The following is a 14,535-nucleotide window of genomic DNA, read 5'->3' on the forward strand; positions in this document are numbered from 1 at the left end:
CAGCACGGTACGGCTTCGTGTACAACCGCCCGCGATGCTGTGGATAACTCTTGACGGTGTCTGCTCAAGTCGCGTTGTGTGTCCACGATGAGTGCGTGACCCCGAACCGGTGCGGGGGAGGCGAAGAGAACGGGGCACGGTCTTGGCCCCTTCTCCGCGGCCCGTCGGGCCAACTCGGATCCCAGAAGGCCGCGATCGCGGCTGTCACGCCGGGGCGCGCTCGGGACCGACTCCGACGGGCAGCGTGTTCCCGGTGCGGGCGAACGAAGCCGGCGGCGTTATGGACTCATCGAGGTGTCCGGCGAGCTGTCCCAGCTTCCGCCCGGCAGTGAATCGGACGAGGACGCGTAGACGTGGTGGGTCTTCCTGCTGAGGGCAATCCGGCCTCCGGTGGGAAGCAAGGCGTGTGCCGCGTCAGCCGATAGAGTGTCAGCGTGGGGCTGATCGGGGGCAATCTCGCGCTGAGAGCAGGTCTCGCGCTGTCCTTTTCGGTGACCGAGGCCATGCGGCTGATGGCCGCCGTGCCAGAAGGCGTAGCCGTCAACGTCTGGCGGGCGAGATGCACCGTCATGCACGGCCACTTCAGGGACGGCTACGACAGCTTTAGTAAGCACCCGGTAGTCCACAGGGCTCCTCAGGAGCAGGCACGGTTGCTGCGGTCCATGGCGAGGTGCGTGCAAGACGCTAGGTTCGCCGAGATGTGCCGCGATCACGCTGACCATCTGGTTGTGGCCGAAGACAGACTGACGGAAGAAGGCAAAACCGACGAGGCGATCACGGTTCGGGCTCTGGCGCTCGGCATGCCCATGGAGTGGATGGTCCAACTCTGGCGGCTCGCGGATGTCATGAGCGAACTCCGCGCCCGGCAGAAGGCTTGGGGGGAGAACCACCACCGCATCGCGCGCGCGTTGAAGTCTGCCCGCATCCCGCTGTGGGTCGTGGCCGCACTGGACGAAATCCCCCTCGACGACCTCCGCTCGATGACCCCCAGAGACCTGGTCAGCCGGGCCGGCCGCAGCGAAGGCTTCCTCACCGAGGCGGCGCGCGTGCTCGACAGCCTGCGCATCCTCGCCTTGCTCGGTGTCGAACCAGCGGCATGGAACACGCTGCTGGACATACTCACGGCCTGTCTTGAAGCTGAAGCGGAGATTCAGGCGTCGTGTACCGCGAAGCGGGATGTGCTGCCTCGGCTATGTCGTCCGCCGGGGCAGCTATTGCGTGCGGAACCGCGTGCGCCGCGAGCACCAGGTCCTGCGATCCCTCGTTCAGTCACCGTGCAGGGCCGCCGCCGGCTGCATCGAGCCGGAGGGTGTGGAGGGCGCCTGACCGCGTAGCGGCGGGACGGTCCTGCTCGACCCTGAGGACCGAGGTTGAATCTCGACGACATTGTCAACGCCATCTCTGCCATCGCGGGTGTCGGTTCGCTGGCGCTCCAGATCATCGAGGGGCGGCGTCGACAGAGCGATGCTCGTGACAACGCAGGAGATGGCCGGCCGGCCTCTGACGCTGATCCTGGCTGCTGTGAGCCGGGCAGCACGCCGACCGAGTAGGTGAAAGGCTGGTTGGGGGTGCCCACAAATGGGCGGGCACCCCCAACCAGCACCATCCTCGCTCCGCGTATTGGCGATGGCGGGGCTGGTATGTGGCTGGACGTCACTCAGCCGTGTGCCGTGAGAGCTTCGACACGGACGGCGCGTCCGTCACTGCTACCCTGCTCTCCGTTGCCCGGGCCCGCGACGGTCGTCAGGGCGTGCCTGAGACCGCTACGTCCGCCCGCGCGACGACCTCACCCCAGACCAGACGCCGCCCTCCACCGCGCACAACCGAGCACCGTAGTAACGACCCGTGACTGCTCTCCACGACAGATCTCCGTTCTGGCGTGCAGCCACATGCTCCTGCTCCGCTTCCGGCCGTGGGGCGCCATGTGCCGTCGAGCGGAATGCCGGCGACCAACGCGCGCCGGTAGGCGATCAAACCGTCGTCGGCAGCGATCGTTTAGAGGAGCTAACACAAACGGCTGATGGTGTTGGTGGGCCGTGTCTGGCATCGGTCTGCCGCTGTTGAGTACGCGTGGGCAAGGTGCCGCCGTGGATCGTGACGGACGAGCTGTGGGCTCGGGTGGAGCCGCTGTTGCCGGTGCGGCGGCAACGGCCCGACCGTCGCGGCCGGCCGGCTCTGGATGACCGCAGGTGTCTGCAGGGCATCCTGTTCGTGCTGCACACCGGCATCCAGTGGGAATGGCTGCCGCAGGAACTCGGCTTCGGATCCGGGATGACGTGCTGGCGGCGCCTGCGGGACTGGAACGCTGCCGGGGTGTGGGACCGGTTGCACCAACTGCTGCTGACCGAGCTGCACCAGGCTGGGCAGTTGGACTGGAGCCGGGCCGTAGTCGACGGCTCGCACCGGCGGGCGGTGCGCGGCGGCCCAAAACCGGCCCGAGCCCGGTCGACCGTGCCCGACCCGGCTCGAAGCACCACGTGATCACCGATGCGCACGGCACCCCGTTGGCGGTGACGGCCACTGGCGGCAACCGGCACGACGTCACCCAGCTGCTGCCGCTGCTGGACGCCATTCCCCGCATCCGCGGCCGGACAGGACGCCCCCGCCACCGCCCCAAACAGGTGTACGCCGACCGGGGCTACGACTACGACAAGTACCGTCGTCTGCTGTGGAGACGCGGGATCAAGCCCGTCATCGCTCGCCGGGGCGTGGCGCACGGTTCGGGGCTGGGCGTTGTGCGGTGGGTGGTAGAGCGGACGAACGCCTGGATCCACGGCTTCCGCCGCCTGCGCATCCGGTACGAGATCCGTGACGATATCCACGAAGCGCTCCTCAAGCTGGCCTGCTGCGTGATCACCTACCGGCGCGTCTGCCGTTTGTGTTAGCTCCTCTTAGTAAGCGGCCTGTCGGCGAAACCTCAAAAGTGGACCACTGTCGGTCTCCCAAAGTTGACCCCTTTCGGGGGTCTGGCTCGTTGAGTCAGGCCGGGAGGATGGGCGATCGACGTGGAGGACTGGGCGGAGATCCGTCGGCTGCACCGCTCTGAGCAGATGCCGATCAGGGCGATCGCGAGGCATCTGGGGATCTCACGGAACACGGTCCGCCGGGCCCTGGCGGGCAACACACCGCCGAAGTACCAGCGGGAGCTGAAGGGGGCGATCGTGGACGCGGTCGAACCGCAGATCAGAGATCTTCTGCAGCGGTTCCCGGAGATGCCGGCGACGGTGATCGCTGAGCGGATCGGCTGGCAGCATTCGTACGAAGTCGTCAAACGACGGGTCCGTGAACTGCGGCCGGTCTATCGGGCGGCGGACCCGGTGTCGCGGACGGGCCATGAGCCGGGTGAACTGGCCCTGTGCTTGCCGATAACTTCATCCGTGCAGGTCATGCGGCATGCTGGTATTCGTGGAGGAGGCCGCCGAGGCGATCACGTCGTCGTATGTCGAGGCGGGCTAACGTCTCCGGGTCGTCGATCGGCGCAGGTAATGGGTGCAGTGGGCGGGCGTTGGCGATGCCCTGGTGTGGTCGGTGTGCGTTGTAGAACTGCTCGAACTCTCGTAGGGCGTGGAGCAGGTGCCGGTGGTTCCAGATCAAGATGCGGTCCAGGAGTTCCCGTCGGCAGGTCTGCACCCACCGTTCCATGATCGAGTTCATTCTCGGCATCCGAACGCCGCTGAGCACGACCTCGATCCCCGCATCCGCCAGGACGGCATCGAACAGGGCGGGGAACTTCCCGTCCCGGTCCCTGATTATGTAACGCGCTCGGCATCCTACGTCCTCAAGGTCCATGGCGAGGTTCTTCGCGGCTTGTGCCACCCACGCTGAGGTCGGGTGCGCGGTGGCACCCAGCACCCGGATCCGTCGGCTGGCATGCTCGATGACGGCCAGCACGTACATCCGAGCCCCGGACAGGGTGACCGTTTCGAAGAAGTCACAGGCCAGCAGGGCATCGGCCTGGGAGCGCAGAAAGTCCGCCCACGTGCTGGAGGACCGCTCTGGTGCCGGATCGACGCCGGCCTCCTGCAAGATCTCCCAGACGGTGGAAGCGGCCACCTTAACGCCCAGGACGAGCAGTTCACCGTGCAGGCGCCGATACCCCCAGCCAGGATTCTCCCGCGCCAGGCGCAGCACCAGGGCCCGCACAGAGTGCACGGTCCGAGGCCGTCCCGAGCGCCTGGGCCGCGAGGCGGCAGCATGGCGGCGGGCGAGAAGGTCGCGATGCCAGCGCAGCACCGTGTCCGGACGCACCAGCAGCCGCACCCCGCGGAGCACGTCCACGGGAAGCCGGTGCAGCAGCGCCGCCAGAAAGGCCCGGTCGCTCGGCGTGAACCGCACCCGACCCTGGCCGAGTTGGCGCTCCAGCACCACGATCTGATGGCGCAAGGCGAGTATTTCGACAGCCTTGTCTCGATCGCCCATCGGTAGCAGGCGCAGCATGGCGAACGCATTCGTCACGCCCCAGTAAGCCAGTCGCAGCAGCACAGTCGATCACCTTGCCGCCGCGAGCGCCAGCCTCGCGATAGCACCCCGCTCGGGCGACTCCGCCGGTCGACCTCCCGTACACCGCGCACACCACCTCCCACCAGGGCGGATGACATTTTCGGCAAGCGCACCGTCAGCTCGCCTGAAGCTCCTGCAGCAGCTGCTCTGCCGTTTTCCGCGCGGGGACCAGGCGGGGGTCCTCGGGATCAGCGTAGGGGCCGAGGATTTTCGCGGCGACGAACAGCGTCATCAGCTTGCCGTCCCGGCTCGCCAGATCATTGCGCCGCTCGCTGCGGACGCGGTCGGCCAGAGCCGGGACGGCGAGGGAGGCCCCCCACAGATTGGCCGCATCCAGGCCGCACGGGGCCATGCCCCAGTCCTCCCAGTCGAACACGCAGAACACCGGCGCCGTCACATTCGCCCAGTTGAGATCCGCATGGGCCGGACGCCAATCGACCACTGCCGTATCGATGCCAGGGAAGACGCTGTGGATCGTTCCCGTGACCAGTTCCTGCGTGAGGGTCTCGGTATCCGGTGTCGCGATGCGGTTCGTGTGCTGCGCGGCGAGGGCATCTAGTGAGGCATTCAGCGAAGCCCACCACTCCTCAGTCACTTTCGGGTCCTCCGCCACCACGGCGCTGCCCACTGCTGCACCCGGCAGCAGTCCGGTCTCGTCCGCCAGCCACATCACCGGCTCCACCTCGTCCCGCCACGCGACACCGGCGAGCCAGGCCGGCTTAGCGATCCCGCGCAGGGCCTCCGCGGATGCAGTGCCGTCCCCGCCCTGGACCCCGATCCGGTCGAGCTCGCGCCGCTCGATGCGCACCCACGTACCGCGGTCCGTACGTGCCCCCACAGACCGGCGCTTACGCACCACAGTCCCGTGATCCAGGCGCACCCCCAGCGACCGCTCCACACGGTCCACTACGGCTTCCACAGGCTCTTTGCGCAGATCCACCGAACGCAGCGTCATACGCCCGAACCTACCAAGTCCCAGCCCCAGCGCGCTGAGTCTGACACCGCATCGCAGGTTGACGGAAACCACGGCTTCCGCCGACGGTTCTGCGGAAGTGGCGGTGCCGGGGCGCCATTCCCGCGGACCATGAAGGACGACTGCCGATGGTCTTTGGCCGTGATCCGGCCGGTGGCTCAGTGAGCTCTTCCGACGCAGGTTGCGGCCGCTCCCCACGCTGCGGCCGCGCACCAGCGGGACGCCCTTCTGGACCGAAGATTGAAGGGGTTCGGTGGTTCCGTTATTCCTGCTGCCTGATCGGCGTGCTTCGCAGCAGTGGGAGCCATTGCGACGGAAGGGCCTTCTCGGTCCGGAAGATCTCGGCCAGCTCGACTAGTGTCAGTGAGGAGATGACGCGGCCACGTGCTGTTCGCCAGGCACGCACCAGTCGATCGAAAACATCCAGGACCCGCTGTGGGTGCACGAGGTAGAGGCGCTCCTCGGCCAGGGCACGAGCTTCCGGCATTATGGCCGGCTTGGGTGACATGAGCAGAGCGACCGAGTCACTCGGCGCGGAGATGCTCTGCTTGGTCTCGGTGGTGCGAAGATGCGACCCGGCTTGGCGTACATCATTGGGGCCGATCGAACCCTTTGGCTGAGCTTCGCTCTTTGCTTCCCAAGTGACCCATCGCGCGTCGTTGAAGATCCACACGGTGTCGGGGGCCGCTGGGTCCTCGTCGTCGTCGTTTCCGTAGCTGTCTGAAGCACCAGCGAGCTGACCGAGGGTGACAAGTGCCGCTTCGTAGGCCCGGTATTCCGTGCCCATGAGCCCTGCGCGGGTGGTGGCGACGGCCTCGTCGAATGCTGTCCCCTTCGCGAGCTGCTGTATCCCAATGCTGCGCAGGGCCGCTTCGTCCAGCTCGTCGAGCTGCGGAGCGGCTGGGGCGATGGCCTTGTCGCTGGGTGAAGCGAGATGGGACAGCCAGGACGTTCCCGTGCTCATCCGCTGGGCGCTGCGGAAGTAGTCCGCGCCGGCGGCGAGGTAGGACTCTTCACCAGTCTGCTGGGCAAGGCGCTGCGTGATGCTGAAGCCGAGGTAGCTCCAGAAGGCGGCGTAGCGGCGAGGCGTTCGCTCCCCCTGGAGCTGATCGAGAACGCTGCGGATCGAGGTCAGGGCCCAGTCCCACTGGTTGTTCCAGATTGCGTGCCAGGCGTCAACTTCATGTGGGACGGACCGCTGCAGTTCCCGTGTGCTGGGAGCCATGGCGCGGGCGTACTTCTCGCGTTCTCGGACGATGTCTCCGTCGACCTCAGCCCATTCGTCGTCGTGCCGGAGAAAGATGCGAAGGTTCTCGATCATGTTGTCGGAGTCGTAGCGCTGGCTGTTCTCCCAGCCGAACTCGAGTTCTGCGTGCACTTCGGGATGCATGGCGGCCTGGACGTCGCGTCCGGACAGGTAGGAGGTCAGTGACTGCCCGAGGATCATCACGGCGGCGTAGTCGCGCGTGTTGCGGGTGGCACGACCGGACCCCTGCAGAATCCGGGCCCGAATGCGCTCTTGGAGTACCTCTACCGCGCCGAGAGATTCGTGGAGGAACCGCTCCTGCAGGTCACCACGTGCGGGGAGACCATCGAGGATAACCAGGCGGCAGTCCTCGTCGGGGAGGTCGATCCCGTCGTACCGGTTGGTCAAGACGAGTGCCGCGCTCGGGCGGGACGTGAACGCGGTCAGGTCGTCCTCGACGTCATCGGTTTCAAGGACGGGACATCCCTCGGGGACCATGGAGTCGACGAACGAGCTGTAGGTGCGTGTGTCGGGGGTCAGGACGATGGCGCGCCCTGCTTCGGTGATTGCGCTGGAGACGACGGAGGGAAGGCGATCGGGGGCCGCAGCCAGGTCTGTAGCCAACTCCGGGAAGATGAAGAAGCGGCGGCCGGTTCCCTGCTTCTCCCAGCCGTCGGGGACCGGAATACGCTCGATCTTCTTGCGACCGAACGCGCGTTCAAGCTCGCCGCCGGCACCCAAGGTGGCGCTCATGTAGATGCGGCGTGCGGGATCACTGAAGGGCGCATGCTGCGCGGCCGGCGGGATGAAGGGGCGGATCACGATCTGTCGATGCGCGACGTAGATCAAGCAGCGGTCCACATGCCCCTGGAGGCACTTCCAGACATGGCGTGCCTCTTCCGCTCGCCTCCCTCCCAACTTGCCGCCGTTGACAGCCGAGCCAATCACCTCTTCGAGCTGTGCTGCTCGGTTGGCGACTCCCACAGGCGAGGCGAGAAACACGTATGACCAGTACGTGCTGTCGGCATCTCTTCTCTTCAGCCGTGGGACGACGAGGGGATCGAGCGTCGGTTCGAGCGCGGACAGCAGATCCAGGTAGGCGCTCTCATCCTTACGACTGATCGTGAGACGCCACGGCTTGGCCACGTATCCCTCGGCGGCGTGTGCGTCATCCAGTACCAGCAGGTCGGCGTTCCCAAGCGCTGGGTTGGAGTTGAAAACGTGGCTGTAGACGCTGACCGCGACTGCTTCGGCTGCTTCGTACCGCGCACGATCAGCGGGGTTCCATGATGTGACGCGATCGATGAGCAAGGCGTTCGGGATGCCGTACTCGTCGAACGCGGTAGCGGTCTGCTGGGCCAGTTGCCGAGTCGGACACAGGTAGACGGTCCGGTCATGGGAGGTGCGCCGACGGAACTCTGCAATCAGGCCACCGACGAGGGTCTTGCCAGCGCCGGTGGGAAGCTCGATGGCCACGTCCGATGACCCGGATTTGCCCTGGTGCCAGGAACGCAGCACGTCCTGCTGATGCCCCCATACAGCCGCGGGTCCGCGGTTGGTCACCGCGAGCATCCGGTACAGATGCAACGGATCATCGGGCAGGCTGGAATCGGTGGACTTGCGTGTGAACGCCACGTGCGGCTCCGTCCCGAGCCGAGCCACTGCCGACTCAGCCTCATTCCCTAGATCAACACAATCTTCAGCCTATTACTCCGCAGACAGCCAGTTGGCAAACGGCCTTACACACGTGGGACTTCCGAGCGGGATGTGGAGAAAGGGCACGGGGCAGCCTGCCGGCATGCAGTCCTTCCGGGTCCAGCGTGACCCGGTCCGGCCCGGCGTCATCGCCGGACCGTCGCGGGCTATCCAGAGGGGGGATAGCTTCGATGAACGGTCGAGTCAGGACGCCAGCCGAGAAGGTGCTCTCGAACAGGGGTGACCGGTGCAGAGCCTATGTGGACGCTAAACGGGGTTGAGCGTCGCTTACACCATGTAGGACACGGTGTTAATTCACGGAGTCGCCTAAACCCCGGGGCCGCCGCCGCGCCACTCGATCAGCTCGGGGTCGTCGAGCCGGATGTCCTCGGCCCCGGCCCGGCGCAGAACTCCCGGAGATCACGCTCGTTCCGGGCGAGTCCAGCGATCTCGCCCCGGATCGTCACCCGCCGCCCGCCAGTCGGAGACTGAACCGCCCCGGGTTCGGTAGAGATCTCAGATTGTGGTTGTGACCTGGGGTTTCGTGAGTTCGGTGTAGTAGTTGGCTTCGTATTCGACGGGCGGGACGTGGCCTATCTCACCGTGGAGTCTTCGGTGGTTGTACCAGTCGACCCACTCGGCGGTGGCCAACTCGACCTGGGAGAGCGTCTTCCATGGCCGCTGGGGCTTGATCAACTCGGTCTTGAACAGGCCGATCGTGGACTCCATCAGGGCGTTGTCGTACGCATCACCGACGGATCCGATGCTCGCCGCGATGCCGGCGGCGTCCAGGTGCTCGGCGAGCTTGAACGATGTGTATTGCGACCCGGCATCCGAGTGATGGATCAACTCTCCTGGCTGAACGTACTGTTGGTCGCGATCGCGTTGCCAGATGGCCATCTCCAGGGCGTCCAGGACGAAGACGGTCTCCTTCACGGTGGCCGCGGACCAGCCGACGATCCGGCGGGAGAAGGTGTCCACGACGAACGCGACATAGACGGTCGCGGACCACGTCTTCACATGGGTGAAGTCCGCCACCCAGCACCGGTTCGGAGCGGCAGCGACGAAGTCGCGGTCCACCAGATCGGGGACCCGCTGGACCTGTCCGCCGGGGATCGTGGTGATGACGCGCTTGCCGCGCACCGCGCCCTGGATACCGAGCTCGCGCATCAGGCGCTCGACAGTACAGCGGGCCACCGCATGTCCCTGCCGGTTCAGCTCGCGCCAGATCTTCCGGGCCCCGTAGACACGGTAGTTGGACGTATAGACGTCCTGGATCCGCTCCTTGAGTGCCTCGTCGCGCACGGAACGGGCGGAGGGCGTTTGGAGGCGTTTCTTGTGGGCGTAGTACGTGGAAGGGGCGATCTTGCAGTCGTGTGCGGTGAGCGTCCTGCAGATCGGCTCGACCCCGCCGAAGCGGTCCCGGTACTCGTCGATGAACGCTACGAGCGCGTGTGTGGCCGGTCGAGCTCGGCCGCGAAGAAACTCGCCGCGGCCTTCAGAATCTCGTTCGCCCGCTTCAGCTCAGCGTTCTCCTTCTTCAGCGCCTTGAGCTGGGCGGACTCCTCCGTCGTCGTCCCCGGACGCTGCCCCGCGTCGATCTCTTGCTGCTTCATCCAGTTCCGCAGAGTCTCGCGGGAACCGATACCGAGCTTGTCCGCGACCGCCTGCAAGGCGGCCGTCTCGTTCGGGTAGTCGTCGCGCACTTCGGCGACCATGCGCACCGCGCGACGGCGCAGCTCAAGCGGGTAACGGGAGGGTCGTGCCATGACTCAATCCTTTCACGGAATCGAGTCCCTACCTGACACGGGGCGGTTCAGAAGGACAAGCGGGGAGCGACTGGATCGCAGCTCCGGGCAAGGTCCGATCGCTCGAAGGACGGTATGGAATCATCCGGGGCCAAGCTCTCAATGCGGAGGACTCAGTGAAGCTCATCGAAGAACTGGCGGGGAACCTATGACCATCGAGCAGGCCACGATGCACGCCTGTGACGACCTCATCTGGGTCAAGAGCAGCTACAGCGGCAGTAACGGCGGGCAGTGCGTTGAGATCGCAGCCCGAGCCAACGGCATCCGTGTACGGGACTCAAAGGACATCGGCGGACCAAACCTCACCGTGTCGCCACAAGGATGGGCGGCGTTCATCGCCTTTGCCATCCGAGCGTGTCTGAAAGATCGTGTAAGTCCGTGATGTGACAGGCTGGCCGAGGCCCGGCCTCGGGCCTTGGCCAGCCGGGACGGACAGAACATGACGGACAACGACACCCCGACCGCCGCATCGGTCGAGGACAAGCTGGTGAACGAGGTCGTCGAGCGGCTGATGGACCGCGCCGACGCATCAGGAGCTGCCCTGCTGGGCGAGGGCGGGCTTTTGACCGAGGTCACCCGTGCGGTTCTGGAGCGGGCTCTGGATGCCGAAATGAGCGAGCACCTCGGCTATGAGAAACACGATCCGGCCGGCCGGGGGTCGGGCAACAGCCGCAATGGGACCTCGCCGAAGACCGTGCTGACCGATGCGGGTGCGGTCACGGTGGCCGTTCCGCGAGACCGCAACGGCTCCTTCACGCCGAGGCTGGTACCCAAGCACGCCAGGCGGCTGGCCGGGTTCAACGAGCAGATCCTGTCGCTGTACGCCCGCGGCATGAGCGTGCGCGACATCCGCTCCCACTTGGCCGCCATGTACGACGTGGAGGTTTCACCGGACCTGATCAGCAAGGTCACCGATGCTGTCGCCGACGAACTGGCCACCTGGCAGAACCGGCCGCTGGACGCGATCTGGCCGATCATCTACATCGACGCCCTATGGATCAAGATCCGCTCCGGATCAGTGGTCTCCAAGCCGGTCTACCTCGCCGTCGGCGTCGACATGGACGGCCGCAAAGACGTCCTGGGCCTATGGGTCGGCGACGGAGGCGAAGGCGCTACGACATGGATGACCGTGCTCACCGAACTGCGCAACCGCGGCGTGGAGGACGTGTGCATCGTCGCCTGCGACGGCCTGAAAGGCCTCCCGGAGGCGGTCACCGCGACCTGGCCCAGAACCACGGTGCAAACGTGCGTGATCCATCTGATCCGAGCCTCGCTGCGACTCTCCTCCAGCCGTGACCACCCCAAGCTCGTCCCCGCGCTCAAAGCGATCTACACGGCGCCGACCGAACAGGCCGCCGAACAGGCGCTGGAGGAGTTCACCGCCTCGGAACTGGGCCAACGCTATCCGGCAGTCGTGCGGATTTGGCAGGCCGCCTGGAGCGAGTTCACCCCCTACCTGGCGTTCCCACCGGAGATAAGGAAGGTCGTCTACTCGACGAACCTGATCGAGTCGATCAACGCCCGGCTGCGGAAGACCACCCGCAACCGCGGCCATTTCCCCTCCGAGCAGGCCGCACTGAAGGTGCTCTACCTCGCAGTGCGCGAGCTGATCACCCCCAAGGCCAGCGATATCAACCACGTCGCGGCACACTGGAAGAAGGCGCTGAACCAGTTCTCACTGTTCTTCGAGGACCGGCTCAACACTACGTAGCCCCCAAAGGACTTACACAAAGACACTGACACGTCCAAAAGGACCTCATCCAGAGGCACCTCGTCGGCGGCCTACTTCACCTCCAGATGATGCAAGTCCCCATCCGCCGGAAGGACAGCTGAAACCGGTGCCGTGCTCTGCTCTGGCTTCGATGCTGTGGCCGGAGCAACTTCCGGAGCGCGGGGCGATGTCCAGCGAGGGCATTCAAGGAGATGAGTGGGACGCCTGTGTCGCGCTAGAACGTACAGACAGAGACGAACGTGGGATCGCCTACGGGGTGAGAATCCTATGGCGACGGAGGCCCCGTAGTAGTCGCCGGAGTCACGACCGGCCAGGGAGGACGGGAAAGCCGTCCACATCGGGCGAAGGGGGCCAGGTGATTCGGACACTCGAAGCCGGGAGGTATGCGGAATGCAGAATGCCAAAACGGTGCTGGGTGTCCTGCGTGAACGCGGCAGGCGTGGCCTGCCGTGTGATGAGCTGTATCGGCAGCTGTTCAACCCGCAGTTGTATCTGCTGGCCTACGGTCGCATCTATGCCAACCATGGCGCGATGACGCCCGGGGTCACGTCGGAAACTGTGGACGGCATGTCGCAGCGGAAGATCGGCCGCATCATTGAGGCGATGCGCCACGAGCGTTACCGCTTCCGTCCGGTCCGACGTGTTCATATCCCGAAGAAGAATGGGAAGACGCGTCCGCTGGGGCTGCCGACCTGGTCGGACAAGCTCGTCGGTGAAGTGGTCCGCCTGTTACTTGAGGCGTATTACGAGCCGACGTTCTCCGACCGCTCTCATGGGTTCCGTCCCCGCCGGGGCTGCCACACCGCATTGCGGGAGGTGGACCACACCTGGACCGGGACGTCCTGGTTCATCGAAGGGGACATCGCCGACTGCTTCGGCAGCCTGGACCATGAGGTCCTGCTGTCGATCCTCGGCGAGGAGATCCATGACCAGCGGTTTCTACGGCTGGTGCGCAACATGCTGACAGCCGGATACCTGGAGGACTGGAGATGGGGCGCCACGCTCTCCGGAGCACCGCAAGGCGGAGTGGCCTCCCCGATCCTGTCCAACATCTACCTGCACAAACTGGACGAGTTCGTCGAGACAGTTCTGATTCCGGAGTACACCCGAGGAAAGCGCCGGGTCCGCAACCCGGCCTATCTGGAGTTGCAGAATCTGCTGGCGAAAGCCCGCCGACGCGGCGACCGGGTCCAGGCCCGTACGCTGCGTCAGCGGATGGTCGGCCTGCCGAGCGCGGATCCCAACGATCCGACTTACCGCAGGCTGCGCTACATACGCTACGCAGATGATCACCTCCTCGGTTCCACCGGACCGAAAGCCGAGGCCGAGCGGATCAAGCAACGCCTGGCCCAGTTCCTGCGTGATGAACTCAAGCTGGAACTTTCCCAGGAAAAGACATTGATCACTCACGCCCGCACCCGGGCGGCAAGATTTCTCGGCTACGGAATTCCTCTCCAACGGCAGCGAACGGCCGAACTCGCCGATCGTGAGCCGGTCCGGGTGGACTATCCGCAGAAGCAATTCATCGCGAGACTCCTGGCGGACACCTGCGAGATCTGCGGCAGTAAGGGCAACGTGCAAGTGCACCACGTCCGGGCTCTCGCCGACCTCGCACATGCCGGATGGCAGCCTTCCGATTGGGCGCGCGTCATGCTTCACCGACGACGCAAAACCGTCGTGGCCTGCGACGTTTGCCACGACCGCATCCACTCAGAACGGCCAGCCAGACCACTCACGCCGTAGTCACTGGAGAGCCGGATGACCGGGAAACCGTCATGTCCGGTTCGGCGGGAGGCCGCGCGGAACAGGACTCGCCCACGGCGAGCACCTCGCCGCGCGGCCGACCCAACCGGTTGGATCATGATGCACCGCCGCCTCGCCCGCGACTACGAGACCCTTACCGCCAGCTCCGAAGCCATGATCCACATCGCATCGGTCGACAACCTCGCCAGGCGCATAACGGACGAGACCACGCCAACCTGGCGAGGAACCTACTAGGGCATACAGGGCAATACGCCTAGATCAAATGCCCTCTGAGAACTCACAGAGGCAGGGTGCGCCCCGGTGTGGGGTCCGACGGCTGAAGGTCTTCGGCCTGCGTCGAGGGCAGGACGAATTTTGCGAATGCCCGACGCTGCCTCTGCTGGTTGGTTAGCTTGTTGATCCATCTGCGCAATCCCGTGAAGGGCGGGGCTGCGAGAGGAGGGGGAACTGTGCGTGTTCTCGCGCGACTTCTGTTGGAGGACGGGGGCTCGATTCTGGTCGAGACTCCCGAGACGCCTGAGGTGTCGGACGGGCCTGTGAAGGCGGGCCGGGTCGGCGAGGTGATCCAGGATCTGCCGCTGACCGTGCGGGAGAAGCTCCGTCCGGTGACGGACCTGGCGCGAACGGCTCTGGAACAGCTGCGGCAGGCGGGTCCGGACGAGGTCGAGATCGAGTTCGGGGTGGATCTGGCGGCGCAGGCAGGTGCTGTGATCGCCAAGAGTGAGGTGGGTTGCCACCTGAAGGTGACCGTAGCCTGGCGCAGCGCGTCCGGCGACAACGCCCACTGAGATCCGCGGCGAGCGGGATACCGCGGCAG

11 protein-coding genes and 3 pseudogenes are annotated in these 14,535 nt (G+C 65.6%); 9 read left to right on the forward strand and 5 right to left on the reverse strand.

Features of this window, described 5'->3' with window-relative positions; genetic code table 11:
* Positions 1 to 434: 434 nt before the first annotated feature.
* From HUT19_RS33120 to HUT19_RS33135, 4 genes and pseudogenes are all read left to right on the forward strand, one after another.
* A complete protein-coding gene (locus tag HUT19_RS33120; protein WP_176183969.1) occupies positions 435 to 1,334 on the forward strand; it encodes a hypothetical protein in 900 nt (299 codons plus the stop codon).
* A gap of 36 nt (positions 1,335 to 1,370) precedes the next feature.
* Positions 1,371 to 1,550: a hypothetical protein gene (locus HUT19_RS33125; RefSeq protein WP_176183970.1), complete on the forward strand. Its 180-nt coding sequence runs from the start codon at positions 1,371 to 1,373 to the stop codon at positions 1,548 to 1,550.
* Between the two features lie 529 nt (positions 1,551 to 2,079).
* Positions 2,080 to 2,885 (forward strand): IS5 family transposase gene (locus HUT19_RS33130; protein ID WP_176187592.1). Its coding sequence is split into 2 segments (ribosomal slippage): positions 2,080 to 2,428 and positions 2,428 to 2,885, totalling 807 coding nucleotides; the frame shifts between segments, so codons are not numbered across the junction.
* Positions 2,886 to 2,999: 114 nt separating this feature from the next.
* Positions 3,000 to 3,359: pseudogene (locus HUT19_RS33135) on the forward strand (helix-turn-helix domain-containing protein); the annotation flags it as partial.
* Between the two features lie 25 nt (positions 3,360 to 3,384).
* On the opposite strand, the gene HUT19_RS33140 reads toward HUT19_RS33135, so the two are convergent.
* The 5 genes and pseudogenes from HUT19_RS33140 to HUT19_RS33155 form a co-directional block, all read right to left on the reverse strand.
* Positions 3,385 to 4,482: an integrase core domain-containing protein gene (locus tag HUT19_RS33140; protein ID WP_176183971.1), complete on the reverse strand. Its 1,098-nt coding sequence runs from the start codon at positions 4,480 to 4,482 to the stop codon at positions 3,385 to 3,387.
* A 133-nt stretch (positions 4,483 to 4,615) separates the two neighbouring features.
* The gene (locus tag HUT19_RS33145; RefSeq protein ID WP_176183972.1) at positions 4,616 to 5,455 is read right to left on the reverse strand and encodes a hypothetical protein; all 840 of its coding nucleotides are present in this window, start codon (positions 5,453 to 5,455) and stop codon (positions 4,616 to 4,618) included.
* A gap of 280 nt (positions 5,456 to 5,735) precedes the next feature.
* On the reverse strand, positions 5,736 to 8,354 hold the full coding sequence (locus tag HUT19_RS33150) for a DEAD/DEAH box helicase (RefSeq protein ID WP_176183973.1): 2,619 nt from the start codon (positions 8,352 to 8,354) through the stop codon (positions 5,736 to 5,738).
* 387 nt (positions 8,355 to 8,741) lie between these two features.
* A pseudogene (locus tag HUT19_RS43420) lies at positions 8,742 to 8,929 on the reverse strand (hypothetical protein).
* A gap of 1 nt (position 8,930) precedes the next feature.
* Positions 8,931 to 10,183 (reverse strand): IS3 family transposase gene (locus HUT19_RS33155; protein ID WP_176183974.1). Its coding sequence is split into 2 segments (ribosomal slippage): positions 8,931 to 9,901 and positions 9,901 to 10,183, totalling 1,254 coding nucleotides; the frame shifts between segments, so codons are not numbered across the junction.
* 187 nt (positions 10,184 to 10,370) lie between these two features.
* On the opposite strand from HUT19_RS33155, the gene HUT19_RS33160 reads away from it, so the two are divergent.
* The 5 genes and pseudogenes from HUT19_RS33160 to HUT19_RS33180 all read left to right on the forward strand — a co-directional run bounded on the left by HUT19_RS33160 (position 10,371) and on the right by HUT19_RS33180 (position 14,506).
* The gene (locus tag HUT19_RS33160) at positions 10,371 to 10,604 is read left to right on the forward strand and encodes a DUF397 domain-containing protein (RefSeq protein WP_254885913.1); all 234 of its coding nucleotides are present in this window, start codon (positions 10,371 to 10,373) and stop codon (positions 10,602 to 10,604) included.
* A gap of 57 nt (positions 10,605 to 10,661) precedes the next feature.
* On the forward strand, positions 10,662 to 11,933 hold the full coding sequence (locus HUT19_RS33165; RefSeq protein ID WP_176183975.1) for an IS256 family transposase: 1,272 nt from the start codon (positions 10,662 to 10,664) through the stop codon (positions 11,931 to 11,933).
* 411 nt (positions 11,934 to 12,344) lie between these two features.
* The gene (locus tag HUT19_RS33170; RefSeq protein WP_176183976.1) at positions 12,345 to 13,697 is read left to right on the forward strand and encodes a reverse transcriptase/maturase family protein; all 1,353 of its coding nucleotides are present in this window, start codon (positions 12,345 to 12,347) and stop codon (positions 13,695 to 13,697) included.
* A 108-nt stretch (positions 13,698 to 13,805) separates the two neighbouring features.
* Positions 13,806 to 13,952 (forward strand): annotated as a pseudogene (locus HUT19_RS33175) (IS5/IS1182 family transposase); the annotation flags it as partial.
* A gap of 215 nt (positions 13,953 to 14,167) precedes the next feature.
* On the forward strand, positions 14,168 to 14,506 hold the full coding sequence (locus HUT19_RS33180) for a CU044_2847 family protein (RefSeq protein ID WP_176181662.1): 339 nt from the start codon (positions 14,168 to 14,170) through the stop codon (positions 14,504 to 14,506).
* The last annotated feature ends 29 nt before the right edge of the window (positions 14,507 to 14,535 follow it).

Origin of the sequence: Streptomyces sp. NA02950 (assembly GCF_013364155.1) — a bacterium.
Taxonomy (GTDB): Bacteria; Actinomycetota; Actinomycetes; order Streptomycetales; family Streptomycetaceae; genus Streptomyces.

What these genes read in the sequence shown, in the direction of transcription:
- HUT19_RS33145 (WP_176183972.1), bottom strand. Translation starts at nt 5,455, where the DNA reads ATGACGCTGCGTTCGGTGGATCTGCGCAAAGAGCCTGTGGAAGCCGTA.
- HUT19_RS33170 (WP_176183976.1), top strand. Translation starts at nt 12,345, where the DNA reads ATGCAGAATGCCAAAACGGTGCTGGGTGTCCTGCGTGAACGCGGCAGG.
- HUT19_RS33160 (WP_254885913.1), top strand. Translation starts at nt 10,371, where the DNA reads ATGACCATCGAGCAGGCCACGATGCACGCCTGTGACGACCTCATCTGG.
- HUT19_RS33165 (WP_176183975.1), top strand. Translation starts at nt 10,662, where the DNA reads ATGACGGACAACGACACCCCGACCGCCGCATCGGTCGAGGACAAGCTG.